This is a genomic window from Actinomycetospora sp. 2LY8.5 (assembly GCF_057180585.1).
The window spans coordinates 76,251-95,879 of the sequence record NZ_JBXUHE010000029.1 but is presented as its reverse complement, the minus strand read 5'-3'; the positions used below and the strand labels follow the sequence as shown (position 1 = coordinate 95,879).

General features: G+C 68.6%; 16 protein-coding genes. 14 read left to right on the top strand and 2 right to left on the bottom strand.

Translation table 11 applies throughout. The features are described 5' to 3' along the window. Positions 1-230 precede the first annotated feature (230 nt). On the bottom strand, positions 231-635 hold the full coding sequence (locus tag AC2A1K_RS25345; RefSeq protein WP_483899112.1) for a hypothetical protein: 405 nt from the start codon (positions 633-635) through the stop codon (positions 231-233). 788 nt (positions 636-1,423) lie between these two features. On the opposite strand from AC2A1K_RS25345, the gene AC2A1K_RS25340 reads away from it, so the two are divergent. Continuing rightward, a complete protein-coding gene (locus AC2A1K_RS25340; RefSeq protein WP_483899111.1) occupies positions 1,424-1,810 on the top strand; it encodes a hypothetical protein in 387 nt (128 codons plus the stop codon). Positions 1,811-2,115: 305 nt separating this feature from the next. Here AC2A1K_RS25340 and AC2A1K_RS25335 read toward each other — a convergent pair whose 3' ends face one another. Next, positions 2,116-2,847 (bottom strand): TetR/AcrR family transcriptional regulator, encoded by a 732-nt coding sequence (locus AC2A1K_RS25335; RefSeq protein ID WP_483899110.1) that lies wholly within the window; start codon positions 2,845-2,847, stop codon positions 2,116-2,118. 914 nt (positions 2,848-3,761) lie between these two features. On the opposite strand from AC2A1K_RS25335, the gene AC2A1K_RS25330 reads away from it, so the two are divergent. The 13 genes from AC2A1K_RS25330 to AC2A1K_RS25270 all read left to right on the top strand — a co-directional run bounded on the left by AC2A1K_RS25330 (position 3,762) and on the right by AC2A1K_RS25270 (position 19,526). Beyond that, the gene (locus tag AC2A1K_RS25330; RefSeq protein WP_483899109.1) at positions 3,762-6,014 is read left to right on the top strand and encodes an RND transporter family protein; all 2,253 of its coding nucleotides are present in this window, start codon (positions 3,762-3,764) and stop codon (positions 6,012-6,014) included. 1 nt (position 6,015) lies between these two features. After that, on the top strand, positions 6,016-7,092 hold the full coding sequence (locus tag AC2A1K_RS25325; RefSeq protein ID WP_483899108.1) for a peptidylprolyl isomerase: 1,077 nt from the start codon (positions 6,016-6,018) through the stop codon (positions 7,090-7,092). Positions 7,093-7,151: 59 nt separating this feature from the next. Then, a complete protein-coding gene (locus AC2A1K_RS25320) occupies positions 7,152-7,604 on the top strand; it encodes a universal stress protein (protein WP_483899107.1) in 453 nt (150 codons plus the stop codon). Between the two features lie 31 nt (positions 7,605-7,635). Further along, positions 7,636-8,430 carry a hypothetical protein gene (locus AC2A1K_RS25315; RefSeq protein WP_483899106.1) on the top strand — a complete coding sequence of 265 codons (795 nt, stop codon included), beginning with the start codon at positions 7,636-7,638 and terminating at the stop codon, positions 8,428-8,430. Positions 8,431-8,946: 516 nt separating this feature from the next. Beyond that, a complete protein-coding gene (locus AC2A1K_RS25310; protein WP_483899105.1) occupies positions 8,947-9,837 on the top strand; it encodes an MlaE family ABC transporter permease in 891 nt (296 codons plus the stop codon). Positions 9,838-9,873: 36 nt separating this feature from the next. Beyond that, positions 9,874-10,770: an ABC transporter permease gene (locus AC2A1K_RS25305; RefSeq protein ID WP_483899104.1), complete on the top strand. Its 897-nt coding sequence runs from the start codon at positions 9,874-9,876 to the stop codon at positions 10,768-10,770. 30 nt (positions 10,771-10,800) lie between these two features. Then, on the top strand, positions 10,801-11,616 hold the full coding sequence (locus AC2A1K_RS25300; RefSeq protein WP_483899103.1) for an ABC transporter ATP-binding protein: 816 nt from the start codon (positions 10,801-10,803) through the stop codon (positions 11,614-11,616). Continuing rightward, on the top strand, positions 11,613-12,869 hold the full coding sequence (locus AC2A1K_RS25295; protein ID WP_483899102.1) for an MlaD family protein: 1,257 nt from the start codon (positions 11,613-11,615) through the stop codon (positions 12,867-12,869). Before AC2A1K_RS25300 ends, AC2A1K_RS25295 begins: the two co-directional genes overlap by 4 nt. Next, complete coding sequence (locus AC2A1K_RS25290; protein WP_483899101.1) at positions 12,866-14,248, top strand: MlaD family protein; 1,383 nt, start codon at positions 12,866-12,868, stop codon at positions 14,246-14,248. The genes AC2A1K_RS25295 and AC2A1K_RS25290 overlap by 4 nt, the downstream gene beginning before the upstream one ends. A 1-nt stretch (position 14,249) precedes the next feature. Further along, on the top strand, positions 14,250-15,524 hold the full coding sequence (locus tag AC2A1K_RS25285) for an MlaD family protein (protein WP_483899100.1): 1,275 nt from the start codon (positions 14,250-14,252) through the stop codon (positions 15,522-15,524). Continuing rightward, the gene (locus AC2A1K_RS25280) at positions 15,521-16,975 is read left to right on the top strand and encodes an Mce/MlaD family protein (RefSeq protein WP_483899099.1); all 1,455 of its coding nucleotides are present in this window, start codon (positions 15,521-15,523) and stop codon (positions 16,973-16,975) included. The genes AC2A1K_RS25285 and AC2A1K_RS25280 overlap by 4 nt, the downstream gene beginning before the upstream one ends. A gap of 35 nt (positions 16,976-17,010) precedes the next feature. Then, positions 17,011-18,231 (top strand): MlaD family protein, encoded by a 1,221-nt coding sequence (locus AC2A1K_RS25275; protein ID WP_483899113.1) that lies wholly within the window; start codon positions 17,011-17,013, stop codon positions 18,229-18,231. After that, entirely contained in the window at positions 18,228-19,526 is a 1,299-nt protein-coding gene (locus AC2A1K_RS25270) for an MlaD family protein (RefSeq protein WP_483899098.1), read from the top strand. The genes AC2A1K_RS25275 and AC2A1K_RS25270 overlap by 4 nt, the downstream gene beginning before the upstream one ends. Positions 19,527-19,629: the final 103 nt, after the last annotated feature.

The following is a 19,629-nucleotide window of genomic DNA, read 5'->3' as shown; positions in this document are numbered from 1 at the left end:
CGCAGCTGCTCGGCCGCCTCCAGCGACGCCTCGGTGGCCTCGGCCGCGCGGGCGTTGGCCGCCGCGAGCGCGGCGACCGCCTCGGACACCCCGGGCGGCACGATCGGATCCGCCACCGCCGGCCCGGGCACGAACAGGGTTCCGACCAGCGCGACGAGGACGGCCGACCTGACCGACCACTGCAGCTTTCGGAGCCTCCTGCCGGCCGGGTGGCACACGGCTCGAGCCGGTCAGCGCGCGGCGAGAACGGCCGACCCAGCCGGCCTCAGGGCGGCGACGGCGTCTCGGCCACCGTCGTCGCCCTCATCGTGCTCGTCGGCCATTTCGGCCATCTCGGCCATATCGGTCGACACGGCCGCCTCAGAGGGATCCGGCGTGGCCGCCGACCGCGACGCATGGCGAACGCGACCGAGAGCGAGCCGCCGGACCACGAGGGCGGCGACGCCCGAGAGCCCGAGGACCGCGAGCAGGGCCGGAACCCCGACACCACCCTCGCTCAGCGCGTCGATCGGCAGCGCCTGAACCTGGCTTGCCGTCGTCACCGCACTCGCCGGTTCGTACCCGAGGTACGCCGGGGCGCCGGCGCGCAGACCGGGGAAGGCTGAACCGAGCAGCGAGCTCGCGTCGAGGTGCACCCCGGGAGCCGGTCCAGAGGCCGAACGGAGGAAGGATGACGGCAGCGACCCGAATGCTGACCCGTACGCGGGCGCTGCGGTCTCGGCGCCCGCGGGCGCTCCGGCAGGTGCGGCCGGTGCGGCGGTCCGAGCGGGTGTCGGCGCCGCGGGCGCCGGAGCAGTGGACCGGTCGGGCGCGAGCACTTCGCCGGCGCGCTCTCGTACTGTTTCGGTGGCTGTCCGCAGCGGAGGCGCGGCTTCGGCCGCCGCGGAGGTGACCGGCTCGACGACGTCGACCTGGACTCGACAGAGCACACCTCCCACGAGTCGCTGAATCGGTTTCATCTCCGGCGCGACAGGGACGGTGAAGGGGAGACCGAGTGCGGGTGTGACTCGGACCGTGTCGCCGGGCGCGGCTTCGACTCGCTCCCCGCAACGAGCGGGTACGGGGTCGTCCTGGACCGGAGCGGCCGTGGCGACGCCTCCGCCGAGGAGCATCGTGGCGATCAGGAACCCACCGGGCAGCAGTGCCCTGGCGCGGGAGGAACGCTGAGTCATGGCGCGCGTCTCTCATCTCTGCGACGTGAGGTCGGTCAGGGAGCGGTGAACCGATCGTTCACACAACGACGCGAACTCGCCGGAGTGACGGAAGATTCTTGATTCCTCCTTCCTGCCACGTAGCAACATGAGCTGCACGAACGACAGGCGGATGTCACTGGGACCGTGACCGGAGGCCAGATCGAGCGATCGTGAGTAGGTCGACTGGGAGCTAAGCTCGGCAGACCGACCGTTCACTGAGGAGGTGGCACGTGGCCAGTCTCGCGACGGTTCTCGTCCTGGGCTGCGTCATCTCGATCATCGTCGGGAGGGCGCTCCGTTCGGCCGGGAGACCGTTTCTGGACGATGTCATGCAGGACGAGCGAGTTGCCGACGCCATGGCGCGACTCCTGACACTGCTCTTCTACCTCGTGTCGTTGGGAACCGTCGCTCTCGTGGCGACCATCGACTTGCCGGACATGGTGTGGATCTACGCGACCTCGCTCAAGGTCGGCATCGTGCTGGTGGTGGTCGGGCTGGCCCACGGTTTGACCCTGTTGGGACTTCTCCGCGTGAAGAAGCGACGTCGCCGCCAGCTGGTCGAAGAGGGGATGGCCCGCCGACTCGCCGAGCAGCGCTCCGCTACCGACACGAGGTGATCACTCGGTCATGTTGTCCGCGCTCACCCTTGTCCGAAGGCGCGCAGCGCGCTGACACGCGGCCTGAGGCGTCTGGAGATATCGAGCGCGGCGGCGATCGCGCGCCACGGTGTGCCGACCTGTCTGGCATCTCGGATCAAGTCAGCCTCGTCCTCAAGGCGCCGATGTGCCTCCCGGACGCCCGTCACGGAGCGCAGGATGCGCTGGCGGTGTACCTGGATGTCGACCGAGAAGGCCTCGTGAAGCCGAGTTCCCGTTGTCTTGTCGGGGTCCGCCCTCGCCCGGCAGGGCCACGAGTCGCCGGATCATCCTCGACCTCCAGGCCTTTCGCCTTGATGCTCGCTCAGACGTTCGGTAGCGGTGGTCGCGCCGTTCGCTTCTGTCGTGTCATGGTTGCGCATGATGGCCGGCACGACGAACCCGACGAGGTAGCGCTCCACGAGCGCGATCGAGCTGTGAAGGTCGGCGTGCTCGGCGAGGTGTATCTGAGCGCGCGTGAACCATAGGACGATCTCGTCGTCCTCGAGATCGGGTCGAACCTCCTCGCGGCGCCGGCCGTGACCGATCACCGGGTACCACCATTCGCCGAGCGCCCTGCGTAACGCGACGCTGGAAGAGAGCATGCCCAACGTCAGGGTCACGCCGTCCCCGCCGACGAGATGTCGCGCGAACTCGTCGGCTACGACCGCTCGATGCCCAGACAGCAAGGCTTTCGCCATTACGGGTCCAGCAGGGCCGACGATGGGAATGTCCCGTAGGCGGTGCTGGCTCAACCGGTGTGCCTGGCGCACGAGCAACCGACCGATCAGCTCGTCCTTCCCCGACATCCGGCGATAGATCTGCGACCGCGGGATGTCGGCTTCGGCCGCGACGTCCGCCATCGTCGTCCGGTTCACTCCCCACTGGCGGAAGCATGTGGCCGCCGCGGCCAGGATGCGGTCCTCGACGAAGAGGGCTGCTGCACGATCCGGCGCGGGCGCGGATTCCTGAGCCGCGGCTTCAGGACCGGACGTAGCAACATGGAAGCACTCAGCCATGTTAACGATCGTTCTACTCCTGTGGACGAGTGGCCTCTTGCATGTGCTCGTCGTGTCGATGGACGAGACGACTGAAGCGGTTGATTGTGTCAACGATCGTTCCCTCGCTACGGTGCGGGCCGATCGGCGCCAGTGACGTTTGCTGACTTGCATTCAGGGCCGACGCCCGGTGAGTCCCCGGGCGGTGGGTCGTGTGCGCCTGATGTCCGCCAAGACGTCCCCGGTACCGACGAGCGACGATCAAGTCGAGGATCACCACCTGACCTGGACCCGACCGCCAAAGCGATCACTGCCCGCTGAGTCGCAGGTGGGTCATCAGTCTCGTCCTGGCGATCGACCAGGTCCTTCCTCGGAAGCCTTGCAGCCTCGACAGCAATGCCGTGGTGAGCCGCGGCAACGAGCCGAGGTGACCGATCGTCAACTTCAAAGGTGGGTCGACGGCTCGGCGTTCGCCCATCGACGGCAGTGCTCTGACGGCTTGCCACCACATCAACTCGGAGCGTAGTACCGGTCTGAACTGCTAGAACGTGACCTTCGCAGCGGTGTTCGGGGGTACTGGTACCCCCGGTTGCGCGGGTGGAACACCGCGATGCCACTGTAAATGTGACCGGTGCAACGCCGCGAAGCTGAGGGTGGTGAACGATGGTGTACCTGTCGAGCTGGCCCTGTGTGGCTGGCGCCGCGAGCTCTCGGTGGCCCGTTGCGGCCGCCCCCGCCGCCCCGTCCGAGGGCGGGTCGGACGGGTGAAGGCATCACGACTGCGGTTCCCGCGACGCCCCTTCTCGGGGCTCTCGAAGATCGGATCGCTGCCGACGCGACAGGTGCTGCTCGTTGGTGCGCTCGTTGCCTGCCTGCTCGCGGGGACGGTCGGCGGACTCCTGCAGCTGCGCATCGACACCGACGTGTCGTCCTTCGTGCCTTCCGACGACCCGTCGTTGGCGGCGACGGACGAGAAGGCGCGTTCGTTCGGCGGTGACCCGATCATCGTTCTCCTGGAGTCTCCCGAACGCACTCAGCTGATCACCGGCCAGGGCCAGCTCCCCAAATTGATCCAACTCGAGGGTCGGCTGTCGAAGTTGCCCGACGTGGCCAAGGTCTACGGCCCCGGCACTTCGGTCAACCAGGTGGCCATCGGGGCGCAGAACCTGCTTGCACAGATCTCGGGACGACGTGACGGCATCCAGGGCGCCGCGGAGCAGCAGGCGCGGGCCGCCGGGGCTGATGACGCAGCGGCAGCAGCCGCGGGTCAGGCCGCCACCACCGACTACGACCAGCGTTACGGGGCGCTGATCGTCAGTGCGCTGCCGGCCGGCCTGCCGACGATCAACAACCCGACGTTCGCACAGGCAGTCGTCTACGACGCGCGGACCGCTGAGGCGCGTCCCCTCTGGCGGGGGATCGTCCCGAGCCCGAACGCGGTGGCCATCCTCGTTCGTCCCCGGGCCGATCTCGATCAGGTTGGTACATCGCGAGTGGTGGATGCCGTGCGCGCACAGGTCGAGCGCGCCGGCCTGGCCACCTCCGCGGTGACGGTCTCCGGCGTTCCGGTGGTCACCGCGGCGCTGAGCGAGCAGGCGAGCGCGGAGTTCGCGCTGCTCGGCGCCCTCGCTCTGGCTGCCGTCGGCCTGCTCTACTTCGTGGTTCCGTGGACCCGGCGGCGACGCGCCAGGCTGCGTCCGCTGCTGGCGGCGCTCATGGGGACGACGCTGACTCTCGCCGCGTTCGGTTGGTTGGGCCGTCCGCTGTCTCTCGGGATCGTCGCGTTCCTCCCCATTCTGCTCGGCATCGGCAGCGACTTCCCTCTCTATCTCTCGCAACCGTCCCGGCGCCGCCGAGTCCTGGTCGCGGCATCCGCAGGAGCCGCTGGTTTCGCGGCGCTGGCCGCCTCCTCGTTGCCCTTCGTTCGTGAGCTCGGGCTGGCCCTCGCGCTCGGCATCATGGCGACAGTCGGTGTCGCACTCGTTCTTCGTCGATGGCTCGATGTGCTTCCCCCCGCCCACGAGGACGCACCCGGAGGCCCGCCCGAGCGGACCTGGCCCCGCCGGACACGCGGGGCCTTGCTGGTCGTGGCCGTCCTCGTGGCAGGGTTGGGCTGGGCCGCGCTGCCTCGACTCGACATCGAGGCACGACCCGACCAGCTGGCACAGGGACTGCCGGCGCTCGACCAGGCCGAGCACACCGAACGCGTGATGGATGCCTCGGGCGAGGTCAACGTCATGCTGAGCGGCGGAAACGTCCTGACCCCGGACGCCTTGGCGTGGGGCCGCCAGGTCGAGGAGGTCGTCAACCGCGACTTCTCGGGCCAGCTGCACCCGATCACGACGGTGTCCGGGCTCCTGCAGTTCCTCGGGCCGTCCCCCACGCCGGAACAGATCAAGTCTGCAGCCGACCTCCTGCCCTCCTACCTGTCCTCTGCGGTGATCAGACCCGACCGTCAGCTCTCCCTCATGGTCCTCGGCGTCGAGATCGAAGACGTCGGAGCGCAGCGAGTGATGCTCGACCGTCTGCAAGCATCTCTCCCGCCCCCTCCGGCAGGGCTTCACGCCGATCTGGTCGGACTGCCGGTCTCGGCCACGCGCGGCTACGAGGCGGTCTCGGAGAGCAAGGTGCTCGTCAACGTCCTGGCTGTCGTGCTGGCGGGCCTGGTGCTCCTGATCGGACTTCGACAGCGAGCAGATGCCGGTCGGGCCGTACTGACGATGGTGCTGTCGGGGGGCTGGGTCCTGGGCATCGTCTGGGCGTGCCTCGGGGCTCTGAGTCCCCTGACAGTGGCCGTCGGAGCACTGAGTACGGCCACGGCTTGCGAGTTCTCGACGATGCTCACGGAAGCGCGACGACACCGGCGCACGTGGTTGCTGCGCAGTGTGGGACTGGCCGCGGGCGCAGCGATCCTCGGGTATCTGGTGCTCGTCGCATCCGACCTCGCTCTGCTGCGGCAGTTCGGACTGCTGCTCGCCGTGAGTGTGTTGATGTCGTGGCTCGCGGCGTTCGTCGTGACCGACATCATCGCTCCGCCGCAGGTCGAAAGCGCTCCGGCAGACCCTCGCGATCGGGCCGGGGGCAGCGCGTTCGACGGTGGCCCGTCCGGCTCGGACGACGTCGAGAGGCCATCAACCGCTGATGTCGGCGAGAACCTGGCTCGATCCGCGCCCACCGGGAAGTGGTGAGATGAAGCAGTCCACTCTGTTCTCGACGGCACGACGTCGTTTCGGTGCCACGATCCGCGGTTGGTCGGGGTTCCGGCTCGGGCGCTGGGGCACGGTCGTCGCAGCAGCCCTGGCCGTGCTCGTGGGCGCGGGCGCCCTGACACAGATCGTGCACGCCCGGGTCACCGCTCTGCCCGCAGGCGCCGTCGTGCGTGTCGGCGACGTGACTGTCATGGAGCCGGACTTCCAGCGCCGGGTCACCCTGCTCACGGCTCTCTACGGTGTCCAGCCGCCGCCTCCGGGGCCCGCGCATGACGGCTTCCAGCGGGATGCCGCTCGTGCTGTCGCCTTGAGCTTGATCTTCGATGACGTCGCTGCGAAGCGGAACATCGTCGTCGCGGATCCCCAGGCCCAGGACATGCTGGAGAAGATCATCCGAGAGAAGTTCCTGGACGGGCGGCAGGGCTTCACCCAGGCCCTGAACTCGATGGGGATCACCGAACAGGACGTACTCGGCGAGATCAAACGCCAGCTGGTCGCCTCCCAGCTGTACGACCAGGTGACCGCCGAGGCGGCGCCGGTGACCGACGAGAACGTCGTCCAGGCGTACGACCAGCGGCGGGCCGAGATGGTGGTCCCGGAGAAGCGTCACCTCCGCAACCTCGTCGCCGACTCGCCGGACAAGGCGCAGCAGGTCCTCGCCGCGCTGCAGAGTGGTGCGGACATCGGGGCGCTCGCTTCCCAGCAGTCGCTGGACCGCACCACGGCAGGCAGCGGCGGCGACCTCGGCGTGATCACCGCAGCACAGCTCGAGAAGCCTGTCGGTGACGCAGCCTTCGCCGCCCCGGTGAACGGATTCTACGGGCCCGTCCAGGGGCAGTACGGCTGGAACGTCGGGCAGGTCGTGGAGATCCGGCCGGCGCAACCGCTGAGCCTCGACCAGGTACGGGACGCGTTGCGAGGCCGGCTCGAGGAGGAGCGGCGCCTGGACCTCTGGCGACCCTGGCTGGCCGACCAGATTCACGACAGCCAGGCCCAGTACGCCGACGCCTACCGTCCCGCAGACCCTGACGGCCTGCCCCCGGGATCTCTGGGTTGAGTGGAGCCGATCCACTCCGAGAACTTGCTTACCCCGTCCGCTCCGGAGAGGAACCTGATGTGGAGAACTACCAGCTCGTTGTCGTCGGCACCGACGGATCCGAGTCATCTTTCCGAGCCGTGGAGCGTGCCGCCGGCATCGCCGACGACAGCAACGCGCGCCTCTTGATCGTCTGCGCCTACGACGAGGCGGCGCAGGAGAACGCGCACGATGCGGAGAGCAACCTCGGCGAAGACGCCTTCCTGATCCACGGAGCGGCCCCGGCCGAGACCACGCTCGAGCGCGCGAAGGACCTCGCCGGCTCCATCGGCGCACGCGACATCGAGACCTTCGCCCGGCGCGGCGACCCGACCGAGGTCCTGTCGACGGTTGTCACCGACCGTAAAGCTGACGTGATCGTGGTCGGCAACCGTGGTCTGAACACGCTGAGCGGACGGCTGCTCGGGTCCGTGCCGTCCGCGGTCACGCACCGATCGCCTGTCGACGTGCTGATCGTGCACACGACCTCATGACCGTCAACGACTAGCTATAGGGGTTCGTGAGATGGTGATCGTGGCAGTCCTGGTGGTCGCGGCGGCAGCGCTCGTGATGGGCTTCGTCCTCGACCACGTGGCTCTGACCTGGCTCGCGCTCGGACTCGCGATCGCAGCGGGCGTGATGCTGATGTGGCCCCTGATCCGGCGGTGGGCTGGTCGCTTGGGACCCACACGGCGGACGCCCGAGGAAGCCGTCGAGTCAGGGTCGACGCCGGACGCGAAGGCCGTGCCGGCCGAGGCAAAGGCTCCGCAGACGGCCACCACGAAGACGGCCACCACGAAGACGGCCACCACGAAGACTGCCGCCGCGCAGAAGGCTGCGACGAAGAAGGCTGCGACGAAGAAGGCGATGGCGAGGACGAGCTCGGCCCGCGTCGCCACGGGCGAGGGCCCGAGGGCGGCCGCCGACTGTACGGAGAGGTCGTCGGACGCCGTGGCAGAGGACGGTGCGGCTCGGGACGAACGCGTGCCCGGGGGCCTCGGCGCTGGTGCCAGGGACGCCATCGACGATGCACCCGCGGCGGCGAGCGTGACGCCGGACACCACCACCGCCCGGTCCCTCCCCGATGAGGGCGGGATCGTGGCCGGCGAGGTTGACGACGCATCGGATCCCGCTGAAGCCCAAGAGCGATCGGTGTACGTCCTGCCCGGTCGGCGTCGCTATCACCGCGACGGTTGTGAACTGATCGCCGGACGTTCGAGCGAGGAGGTCACCCTGGACGAAGCCGTCGAGGAGGGTTTCTCGGCGTGCACCCGTTGTGGGCCGTCCTGGACGAGGGCCTCGTCCAGCTCGAGGGGTTGATCCCCGGCCCCGGAGCCTGCGTGGGCGCGTTCGTGCCACCGAGCATGTGGCCGCTGCACATGCACGACTTGTCCTCAAGTAGAGGGGACGCGTCCGGGCGCCGAGAACGCACGTCCTGTCTTGCCCCGATGAGTGCGCGGTGCCGCCTGCGCAGTGACGGGTCCTCCATCTCATCGAACCAATAGGTCGAAGATCCCGCGGCTAGGGCAACTCGCTGACGTGAACGATCGTTTCCTGAGCGTCTTGGTAGGACCTCGCCATCACTCACTCGTGTCCAGCCAGTCGTGCCGCGGCGCCAGTGCGGGCGAGGGGCTTACCCCCTGCTCAGGGCCTCAGGCTCGCTGGTAGCGTGCGGTCGATCACGCAGATGGCCGTGACGTGGATCGCCTGCTCGGTCGCGTCGTCCACCGCGGCGACGCAGATCTTCGACCTAAACCGTATCGGAACGCACGTTTACTCGTTACCTACTCAGCAGGGCGAGTCAACGCCTATCGATCTCCCGGAGGAGACCTGCCGATGACGCTGACCAACGAGGGCGGCGGCGGTTCGGGGCGGCCCGACGTCGACGGACCGGCCTGGAAGCGGTCGAGGCTCTATTCGGGAAGCCGCTCGCGGTTCGTCGGCTCGATTCCGGCCGGCGTTCGCAGCCCTTTCATCGAGTTCGGCGGCATGCTCCAACTGCTGGGGCTGCTCGTCTCCACCGCGATCCGCCGTCCACGCGGATACTGGGGCGCGACCGTCGACTACATGTATGAGACTATGCGGCGAGCGCTCATTCCGTGTCTCATCGCGGTGGGCGGCTTCGTCGTGTTCCTCTCGGTGCTCGTCCTGGTGTTCATCAACCAGGTCGGCGCCATCGCGATCTATGCTCCGGTCATCTTCCGCGTCACCGTGGAGTCGTTCTCGGTGTGGGCGGTCGCGCTGGTGCTCGCCGGCATCGTGGGCGCGGCTCTGACCGCGGAGCTCGGCGCACGACGCGTACGTGACGAACTCGACGCCATGCGGGTGATGGGTGTGGACCCGATCCACGAACTGGTGCTGCCGAGAGTGTTGAGTGCGATCATCCTCACGACTCTGTTCGGGATCCCGGCGGTCGCTCTCAGCATGGTCTCGATCGGGCTGGCCGGCCGGTACTACGGCGACCAGGAGTACTCGCAGTTCATCAACACCGTCTTCGACAACATGGTGCCTGCCCAGCTGCTTCTGGTCGTCGGGAACTGCTTCTTCGCCGGCGTCGTGATCGGCGTCGTGTGCGCCTACAAGGGCATGAACGCCAGCGGCGGCTCCGAGGGCCTGGGCAAGGCGGTCAACCAGGCCGTCGTCTATTCCTTCGTTGTCCTGTGGTCCTACCAGACGATCTACACCGGCATCACCCAGGGGATCTTCACCTTCGGGCGATACCGGTGAGGGGTCCATCTCAGCTGTTGACGTCGGGGAGACGCCATGACCAGTGAATCTCCGGAGACCGTGCCCTTCGGGCGGCCCCAGGCTCCACCCCGGAAGGCGCATAGCGACAAGCGCCCGGCACCGATCGGGCCGGTCGACCTGGGGTGGCTGCCGGGGCAGAGCGGACCCCGGTTCAAGGGGGTCGGCGAATTCCTGCGGTTCGCCGGCGAGGCCATCGCGGCCATCCCGTCGGCCGTCCGGCTCTATCCTTCGGAGGTCTTCCGGTTCTCCGGGATCCTTGTCCGGGGTAGCTCGCTCGTCGTGTTGTTCATGTTGTTCAACCTGGGTCTTCTGACCGGCCTGCTGGCGAATCTGACCCTGCAGCCTCTGGGTTTGTCGAACCTCAACGGCGCTGGGCTGGCCGTGGCGCTGTTCCGAGGTCTGGTCCAGGTCCTCCTCGGGTGGGTTGTCGCAGCCAAGATCGGTTGCGGGCTCGTCACGGAGCTGGGGGCGATGCGAATCAACGAGGAGATCGACGCCCTCGAGGTCATGGGTGTGGACGCGATCTGCTATCTGGTCAGCACTCGGATCACCGCGGTGTTCATCATCGTGCCCGGCATGCTGCTCTCCGGATACTGGATGGCATTCTGGGGTGGCTACATATTCGACGTCCATTTCCTGGGGGCGACGTCGGAGGGAGCTTACTGGAGCTTCCTGTGGCAGTTCCAGAACGCCAGCGACTTCACGATCGTGACTATCTGGGGTGTCATCACCATCGTTCTGGTGACCCTCATCGCCTCCTACTTCGGATACAACGCGAAGGGCGGGCCCGTCGGGGTTGGCCAGGCCGCGGCCCAGTCGATGCTCGTCTCCATGGCTTGGACGACGGTCGTCGCGGCCGTCATCTCCCAGGTCGCCTACGGCATCGATGCGAACTCGCCGATCTCCAATTGATCTTTGACTGTCACCACGGGAGTGCAGCCAGTGTCGTCGAACATCATCCGGCCGCAGCCACGCGGCAACGGTGAGCAGTACGTCCAGTCCAATGACGCCGTTCAGCTCATCGACGTGCGTAAAGCATTCGGTGGCGCGCCGCCGGTACTGGACGGTGTGTCGGTGGGCCTCAAGGACGGAACCATCACGACCATGATGGGTCCGTCGGGCACCGGGAAGAGCGTCCTGCTGAAGCACGTCGTCGGCCTGCTCGAGCCGGACGAGGGTGAGATCAGAGTCTTCGGCGACGATCTCTGGGAGATGAACGAGAACGAGCGGCGGGAACTGCGCAAGCGCTTCGGGTTGCTGTTCCAGGACGGAGCCCTGTTCGGCTCGATGAACGTCTACGACAACATCGCCTTCCCGCTCCGTAAGCACACCTCGATGTCGGAGTCGGAGATTCGTGAGAAGGTGATGGACTCGGTCCAGGAGGTCGGGCTCGAGAAGGCGACCGAGAAGCTTCCCAACGAGATATCGGGCGGTATGAAGAAGCGGGCCGGGTTTGCCCGTGCCCTGGTGATGGAGCCTGAGGTCGTCATGTTCGACGAGCCCGACTCCGGTCTCGATCCGGTTCGTACCAAGCTCCTCTGTGAGCTGATCGTGAAGACCCACGAGCAGCACGGCGGGACCTACATGGTCATCACCCACAACATCGAGGCTGCGCGGACGGTGAGCGACTACATCGGCGTGCTCTGGCAAGGTCGGATCCGCCAGTACGGGCCGACTGAGCAGATCTTCAACTCGGGCGACGAGTTCGTCGGCCAGTTCCTCCAGGGCGCGGCCGACGGCCCCCTCGGGATGGGATGATGATGGGCATCCTCAAGGGCCGTGGGCTGGTGGGCGTCGGCGCGGTCGTCGTCCTGCTCCTCGTGGCCGGCGCCCTGCTCGTGGCGAACGACGTGAGCGCCTACCGCGCGCAGTTCCTCATGCCCACGGCGACGGGCGCGCTGCCCGGCCAGGCCGTGGTGATCAGGGGTGAGCAGGCCGGGACCATCGAGAAGCTCGAGGTGCACGAGAACCGTGACGCTCTCGTCACGGTGGAGCTGAACAGCGAGTACGCGCCGCTGCACCAGGGCACCGATGCCCGGATGATCTGGCAGGCCACGCTCTCGGCCCGCTCCCTGGAGATCCTTCCCGGCCCGGTGGGAGCTCCCGAACTGGCCGACGGCTCGCGAGTCATCTCCGGCTTCGAGCAGGTCGAGCTCGACGACCTGCTCAAGACCTTGGACCCCGCCACGATGCGGAACGTCAGCAGCGTGGTCCGGCAGCTGCACGACACCGTGGACGGACGTGAGAAGCAGCTGAACGAGACGCTGCAGACAGCCGGCCCCGCAGTGGACGCGGTCGGCGACGTCCTCAGCGCGGTGGGCAGCGACGGGCCGGCCATCCGACAACTCGTCACCCAGCTGCACGGGGTGACCTCGGAGCTCTCGCAGCGCCGGGAAGACCTCGGAGGCACGATCGAGGACCTCGGACCTGTGACGCGGGCGCTGGCAGCGCAGCAGCAGCAGCTCTCGCAGTCGGTCTCGGAACTGCCGTCGACACTCACCCAGGCGCGGACGACCCTCGATCACGTGCCGGCGGCCGTCGACCAGACGACGCCGCTGCTGCAGGACCTGCAGCCGGCAACGGCCAAGCTGCCGCAAGTCGCGTCGAACCTGCGCCCGGTGCTCACGGATCTGCGGCCGGTGGTCAACGAGCTGAAGCCGACGGTCGAGGCCGCGAACGAACTTCTGGGGCGTACTCCCGCGATGCTCGACAGTGCCCACGCGGTGCTGCCCCCGGCGACCCAGGCCGTTGATTCATTGCGCACCCCTGTGGCGTTCCTCCGCCCCTACATCCCCGAGGCGACGGGTTGGCTCGCGAACTGGGTCGGCGTGTTCGGACGTAGGACATCGACTGGGGGTCACTTCGCGGTCGCCCAGATCACCACCGGCGGGGCGGCGCTGAACGACAACCCCGGCGTGATGCCTCCGGGCAACACCCAGGACCCGGCCCCTGCGCCTGGCTCGCTGGTGAACCAGCCGTGGATGGATGCGAACGGAGACGCTCCCCGATGACGAAGAAGCTGTTGGTGCGCGGTGTGGTGGCGCTGGTCGCCGCGGCCGCGGTCGCGGCGGGGATCGTCGCCTACGCAGACCACCAGAAGTCCTCCAACGTGACGGCTGTCTTCCGGGACGCCTTCGGCGTGCAGCTCGGCTACCAGGTGCGTTCCAAGGGAGTCGAGGTCGGCAAGGTCTCGACGGTCGCGGTGATCGACGGGCAGGCCCACTTCGGGCTCCAGGTCGACCCAGCTGCCCTGCCGTTGCACTCCGATGCGAAAGCCACGATCCGGCCCTACAACCTGCTCGGCGAGCGCTACATCGAGCTCGACGCCGGTACGCCCACCGCTCCCGTACTCGACCCTCCGGTGCTCGGAGCGGAGCAGACATCGTCTGCGGTGGATCTCCAGGAAATCCTGAACACGCTCGACGACCCGACCACGACCGCGCTGGCGGCGACAGTCACCTCGTTGGGAGAGGGCGTGAGGGGAGCCGGCGGTGACACCGCGGCGGCGATCGAGGCGCTGCGTCCCGCCATGGAGCGGACCGGCGAGCTCAGCGCCATCCTCAACGAGCACAACGAGACGCTCAGCCAGCTCGTCGACCGCACGCAGCCCGTGACCGATGCGTTGGCGGACCGGAACGGCAACCAGCTCGACCGCCTGCTCGACACCACCCAGCAGACCCTGAACACGGTGTCCAGCAACCGCGCGGCGCTCGATCAGTCCCTGGCCGAGCTGCCCTCGACGGTGGGCGCCGCGCGGAGCACCCTGGCCAAGCTCGCAGGCACCGCGGAGGCCGCCACCCCCGCGCTCGCCGACATCCGCCCCGTGACGGACGACCTGGTCGACATCACCCACGAGCTACGGACTTTGGCTGACTCCGCAGACCCGGCCCTCGGCTCGCTCCCCCCGGTGCTCGACAGAGCCAAGGCGCTGCTCGACCAGGCGGCCCCGGTCGTCCGAGAACTGCGGCAGGCCGGACCCGATCTCCGGGCGACGGCGTCCGGGCTCAAGCCGGTCGGCCAGGAGGTCCTGGACAAGAACAACGCTCTGACCGATCTCATGGACTTCGTCCGTATGTGGGCGCTGACCACCAACGACAGTGACGGCCTGAGCCACTACTTCCGGGGAACTGCGCATGTCGGCCCGGCCGCACTGCGACAGATGCTCAGCGGTTCCCCGGTCGGGCCCGCGATACCCGGTGGCCTTCCCCCCTCGCTCCCACTCCCTGGAGATCCACCCCAGCAACCCGACTCGGACACCCCGGGAGGGCCCGGATCGGCAGGCGAGGCGCAGGGAGCACCCGCGCCCCGCGGCACCGCCGAGAACGGTGCGACGGGCCTGAGCCCCGAGCAGGAGAACGGCATGGTCGGACAACTTCTTGGGGGGCAGTGACATGGCTTCTCCCGTGCATCGCGACCATGCCAAGAACTTCACGATCGGAGCCGTCGGGCTGGTCGTGGTCGCGGCCGTCCTCACCCTCGGTCTCCGGCCACTGTTCGGCGGCGAGCTCGTGGGAGTGCCTTACACCTACGTCACGGCGCGCTTCGCCGACGTCGGGACCCTGCGCGAGGGACTCGACGTCCGTGAGAACAGCGCCTCTGCCGGCAAGGTCAGCGACGTCGCGGTCGAGAACGGCGTCGCCGTCGTGACGATGCGCCTCGACGGCACCGTTCCGGTCTACGCCGACGCGTCGGCGGCGATCCTGGACGAGTCGGCCCTGGCTCAGAAGTTCGTGAACCTCAACAGAGGCACGCCACCGGCCGGACCGCTCGGCGACGACCAGATCCCCGAATCGCGGACGCAGAGCAACGTCGGGCTCGACGACCTGTTCAACGTGTTCGATCCCCAGACCCGTTCCGCGCTCCAGAGCACCGTGCAGGAGCTGGGCGGCGGGCTCGGGGGCCGTGGTCCACAGATCAACGAGGCCCTGCGGTCGGCTCCGAGCCTGCTCGGTGATCTCGGCCAGGTCTCCGAGTCCCTCAGCAGCGACCGGTCGTCGCTGGGCCCGATGCTGGTGAGCGCAAACCGGCTCACTGGTCGATTCACCGGACGCGAGCAGCACGTCCGAGACCTGCTCGCCGACGCGGACACGACCTTGCAGGCTGTGAACGCCGACGGCGGGCGGCCTCTCGGCCAGACTCTCGAGAAGCTGCCGCCCACGCTACGGAGTGCTCGCGAGGCCCTCCACGCGCTCGACGCTCCCTTGGGAGACCTCGAGTTCACCTTCCGCACGGTGCAGCCGGGCGCCGCTGCCCTCGGGCAGGCCACTCCGGACCTCCGGGGCGTCCTGCGGGAGGCGGTGCCTCCGCTCGACAAGGTCCCCGGCGTCGCCGAGCAGGCCGAGCCTGCCGTCGCCGATCTCACCGACGGGGTGGCCGATGCCCGTCCTCTTGCCCCGCAGCTCCGAGAGACGGTCGGCCAGACCCGGATCCTCCTCGACGGGCTCTCACCCTACGCGGAAGACGTCGGGCGGCTGTTCAAGCAGAAGGACCTGCTGGCGCGCCAGATCGGCCCGGACAAGCACACGCTGTCGGTGCAGCTGGTGTTCCCCGGGGCGCACTACGCCGGGCTGCGTGATCCCTCGATCGGACCGGACTCGTTCCCCGAGCCGGGCGGGTCCCAGCCACACCGCCCGGAGGGCCAGCTCCCCGATGGAGGCGACCGATGAGAGCACTGTTCGGCAGGTGGCGGTCGCAGACCGAAGGCCGGCGCTTCTCGACCCTCACCCTGGGATTGATCGCCGGGGTCCTCCTGGTTCTCTTGGCGCTGGGGGTGGCCTTCAAGCCGAAGCTGGAGGCGGCACTGGGTCCCGGCGACACCGTGACCGCGGAGTTCCCCGAGAACTACCGCGGCCGCGTCTTCCCCTACACGACCACGGTGAAGCTGGCCGGCGTGGAGATCGGCACGGTCTCGGCTGTCGAACCGACAGATCGCAGCACGACCCTGATCCACATGAAGGTCGACGTGGACATGGACAAGCTCGGTCCGGCCCCCTCGGCGGCGATCGAGCCGCACACACTCCTCGGCGGCCGGTTCTCCATCGCCATGTTCCCCGGCGGGGGACCGGGCAGCTTCGACACGGACGACGTGATCCCGCCCGAGCGCACTCGGATGCCGGTCGAACTGGACTCGATCCTCGGAGCGCTGCCGGGTGAGGTCCGGACCAGCCTGCAAGGCACCGTGTCGCACCTGAACGACACGCTGGCCGACGGCGGGCGCGACTCGCTCCGCCGACTCGCGGAGGATGCGCCGGCAACGCTGGGTCCTGCCGGCAGAGTCGTCGAGGCGGCCCGTGGCACCCGTCCGGGCCAGGACCTGCCACAGCTGGTCACCAACCTCGAGTCCGCCGCCAGCGTCGTCAACGAGCGCAGCCGCGCCGTCGGGTCGATCCTGGGCGATCTGCACACGACGACGTCCGTGCTGGCTCAGCAGAGTGACGCGCTCGGCAGCACGATCAACCAGCTGCCGCAGACGCTGCAGAACACCCGGACGGGTCTCGCGGACCTCGACGGCACCTTGATCCGCCTGACGGACACCGCGGGTGCGTTCCGTCCAACGGCACGGAAGCTGCCGTCCTTGCTGGACAAGCTCGATCCCGTGCTGCGCAACGCTCGACCGCTGATGGCCGACCTGCGGCCGCTGCTGCAGGACGCCCGCCCGGTCGTGCAGGAGCTCGTGCCGACCAGCGAGCAGGCGACGAGTGTGCTCGACGACGTGAAGGGCCCGGTCCTCGACCGCGTCAACGGGCCGGTCATGGACATGCTGCTCAACACCTGGCGCGGTGCTGGCCCGTACCAGGGCAGTGGTGACGGCATGCAGGCCGACCACACGTTCTATCAGGAGCTGGGATATATGGTGACGAACCTGGCACGGTCGTCGCAGGTCCACGACCCCAACGGCGCCACGCTGAGTTTCATGGTCTCGGCGGGACCCTCGAGCGTGGTCTCCGGCGACGTGACGTTCGAGGAGCTGCTGCGGCAGCTCCAGCTCCCCTCGGCCCCGAGCGGCCCCAACACCCGGCCCGTGCCCCCGCTCGGGCAGGCGCTGCCGCCGAGCCTGCCCGGACAACCGGGCAACCCTGCGACGGCACCCGCGTCGACCGAGGGCGGCGACCGATGAGGTCGGTGCGGAGGACGCTCGAGCGCATCCGTAACGTGCCTGGGTTGGGCGGCAACGTGGTGGTGTCGATCGCCACGATCGTCGTCGGCATCGTGGCCACGGTCTTCCTGTTCCAGCACTACGACATCAAGCCGCCGTGGAAGACGGAGCTCACCTTCAGCGCCGTGTTCGACAAGACCATCGGTATGCGGGTGGCGAGCAAGCACAAGGTGTTGATCGCCGGAATCCAGGTCGGCACCGTCCGGGACGTCCAGGCCCAGCGGGACAACACCGCGGTGGTCACCATGGCGATCGACCCGCAGTTCCAGGTGTACAAGAACGCCCACGTGGAGATGCGGACGCTTTCGCCGGTGAACGACATCGTGATGGCGCTCGAGCCCGGTTCCCCGGATGCCGGTGAGGTTCCCGAGGACGGCACGATCCCGATCTCGCAGACCTCCCGGCTGATCCCTACCTCGGATGTCCTGAACCACCTCGACGACCGGACGCAAGCCGCGATCAGCGACCTGGTCACGCAGTCTGACGTTGCGCTGCGTGACGCACCACAGCAGCTCCCGCCGGGCCTCGACGCCACGCGACAGACCGTGGCGTCGCTACGACCCGTCGTCTCCTCTCTCGATCAGCGACGGGCCACCCTGCAGCAGCTCATCACGAACCTGTCCGACATCAGCACCGCCGCCGGCGCGCGGGACGAGCGGCTCGCATCGTTGATCACCTCGTTGCAGGAGACTCTGGCGACCCTCTCGGCGCGCGACGACAACCTCAACTCGACGCTGAGCCAGCTGCCCGGTCTCCGCGGCGACCTCGATCACGCCATGACGAGCGTGAGCGATCTGACCGGTCAACTCGATCCCACGCTCGATGCACTGCACGCGGCGTCGGGCGACCTACCCGACACCGTCGACCGTCTCGAGGGCGTCGTGGACCGGGCCGGTCCCGTCGTCGACGCGGCCCGACCCGTCGTGTCCCAGGCGAGGCCAGTGGTCGACGATCTGCGGCCGTTGGTGACGGACTTGCGCGGGAGTCTCGACGACCTGAAGCCGGTCACCGGGCTCTTGCCCGACGCCACCTCCCGGCTCGTGCCGTGGCTGCCCAACCTGCAGGCGTTCGTGTACCAGACCTCGTCCGCGTTCAGCATCGGCGACGCCAACGGAGGCCAGGGTCGGGCCAAGCTCGACGTCGACCTCCTCGACCCCACCGGTTCGTACGGAGCCGCTCCGGAGACCGAGCAGAACACCGGGAGACAAGGCCGATGAACGGACGATTCGGGTTCCGCTTGATGGTGGTCGGCGTCTTCGTCCTGTTCTGCCTCGGGTTCGGCGCCTTCTACTGGCTTCAGACCGGGGGCCAGGTGGAAGGCCTCGATGTCGGGGAGTACAAGACGTCGTTCGCGACGGACGACGTGAACGGTCTCGTCAACGACGCCGAGGTGAGGGTCGCCGGCATCGTGGTCGGCCGGGTGACCGAGCTGGAGTCCTCGGGACCGGACGGTCTCGCCCAGGTGCAGCTCACCCTCGACGACGACGTCGCACCCCTGCACCAGGGCGCCACCGTACGGGTGGCGGTGAAGTCCCTCGTCGGTGCCTACTTCGTCGACGTGATCGACGGGAAGGGGCCGCCCCTTCCCGACAGCACGCACCTGCCCGCGGACGCCGTGCTCCCGGGCGTGGAGATCCAGGACCTCCTCCGCCAGCTCGACCCACCGACGCGAGCTGCCCTCAGCGGGACCGTGCGCTCGCTCGGCGCGGCGACGGAGGGCCGCGGTGGGGACGTCGCCCAGCTGGCCGACGGCCTGGGCAAGCTCGGCCGACAGGGTCACACCGCCCTCGACGCGCTGGCGGCGCAGAGCCAGGACCTCGAGGCGCTGACTCGGGAGACGACCGTGCTGCTCGACACTCTCGACACCGGCAACGGGCAGATCGTCGACGTGGTCGAGAACGCCCAGGGCGTCGTGCGGGCCACCGCGGGTCAGCGCGAGTCCCTGGCGGCGACGATGCGCGAGCTGCCGGGTGTGCTCGACAGCGCGCGCACGGCTACGGGAGACCTCACGACGCTGTCCGGTGCGCTGGCTCCCGTGGCGGGCGATCTGAAGAACGCCGCGCCGGATCTCAACGCCTCGCTCGTGCAGCTGCCGGACACGTCGCGCGATCTTCGCGGGCTCCTGCCGGCTCTCAACGGCACGCTGGACCGGGCCCCCGCCACGTTGGAGCGCATCCCTGACCTCGCCTCCGACGTCCGGGCGCTGGTCCCGCCGACACGTGAGCTGCTCCGTGACGCCAACCCGGCGCTGGCCTACGCGGCCCCCTACGGGCGTGACGTGGGGGCGATGACCGCGAACTTCGGGTCGGCTCTGCAGACGAACGTAGAGAACGGAGTCAACGCGGTGCGGCTCTCGGCGTTGGTGAACAGCCAAGCTGTGCGCGGTTCTCCCGTGCGCTTCGAGCAGCTCGACCCGACCAACTGGAACAACCCGTACCCGAGGCCCGGAGAGGCGGAGAACACGCCGCCGTTCAGCGGGAACTACCCGCGCATCGAGCGGGCGCCCGGCTGAGGTCGCGGCGGTCACCAGTCGCGCCGGAACGACCGTCGGTGCGTGGGCCGAGCGATCCTTGACCCTCGCGCCAACGGTCGTGTGTCAGGGTCCGTTCGCGCGG

Coding starts and splice junctions, on each gene's coding strand:
- AC2A1K_RS25335 (WP_483899110.1), bottom strand. CDS start 2,847: ATGGCTGAGTGCTTCCATGTTGCTACGTCCGGTCCTGAAGCCGCGGCT.
- AC2A1K_RS25325 (WP_483899108.1), top strand. CDS start 6,016: ATGAAGCAGTCCACTCTGTTCTCGACGGCACGACGTCGTTTCGGTGCC.
- AC2A1K_RS25315 (WP_483899106.1), top strand. CDS start 7,636: ATGGTGATCGTGGCAGTCCTGGTGGTCGCGGCGGCAGCGCTCGTGATG.
- AC2A1K_RS25310 (WP_483899105.1), top strand. CDS start 8,947: ATGACGCTGACCAACGAGGGCGGCGGCGGTTCGGGGCGGCCCGACGTC.
- AC2A1K_RS25305 (WP_483899104.1), top strand. CDS start 9,874: ATGACCAGTGAATCTCCGGAGACCGTGCCCTTCGGGCGGCCCCAGGCT.
- AC2A1K_RS25295 (WP_483899102.1), top strand. CDS start 11,613: ATGATGATGGGCATCCTCAAGGGCCGTGGGCTGGTGGGCGTCGGCGCG.
- AC2A1K_RS25290 (WP_483899101.1), top strand. CDS start 12,866: ATGACGAAGAAGCTGTTGGTGCGCGGTGTGGTGGCGCTGGTCGCCGCG.
- AC2A1K_RS25285 (WP_483899100.1), top strand. CDS start 14,250: ATGGCTTCTCCCGTGCATCGCGACCATGCCAAGAACTTCACGATCGGA.
- AC2A1K_RS25280 (WP_483899099.1), top strand. CDS start 15,521: ATGAGAGCACTGTTCGGCAGGTGGCGGTCGCAGACCGAAGGCCGGCGC.
- AC2A1K_RS25270 (WP_483899098.1), top strand. CDS start 18,228: ATGAACGGACGATTCGGGTTCCGCTTGATGGTGGTCGGCGTCTTCGTC.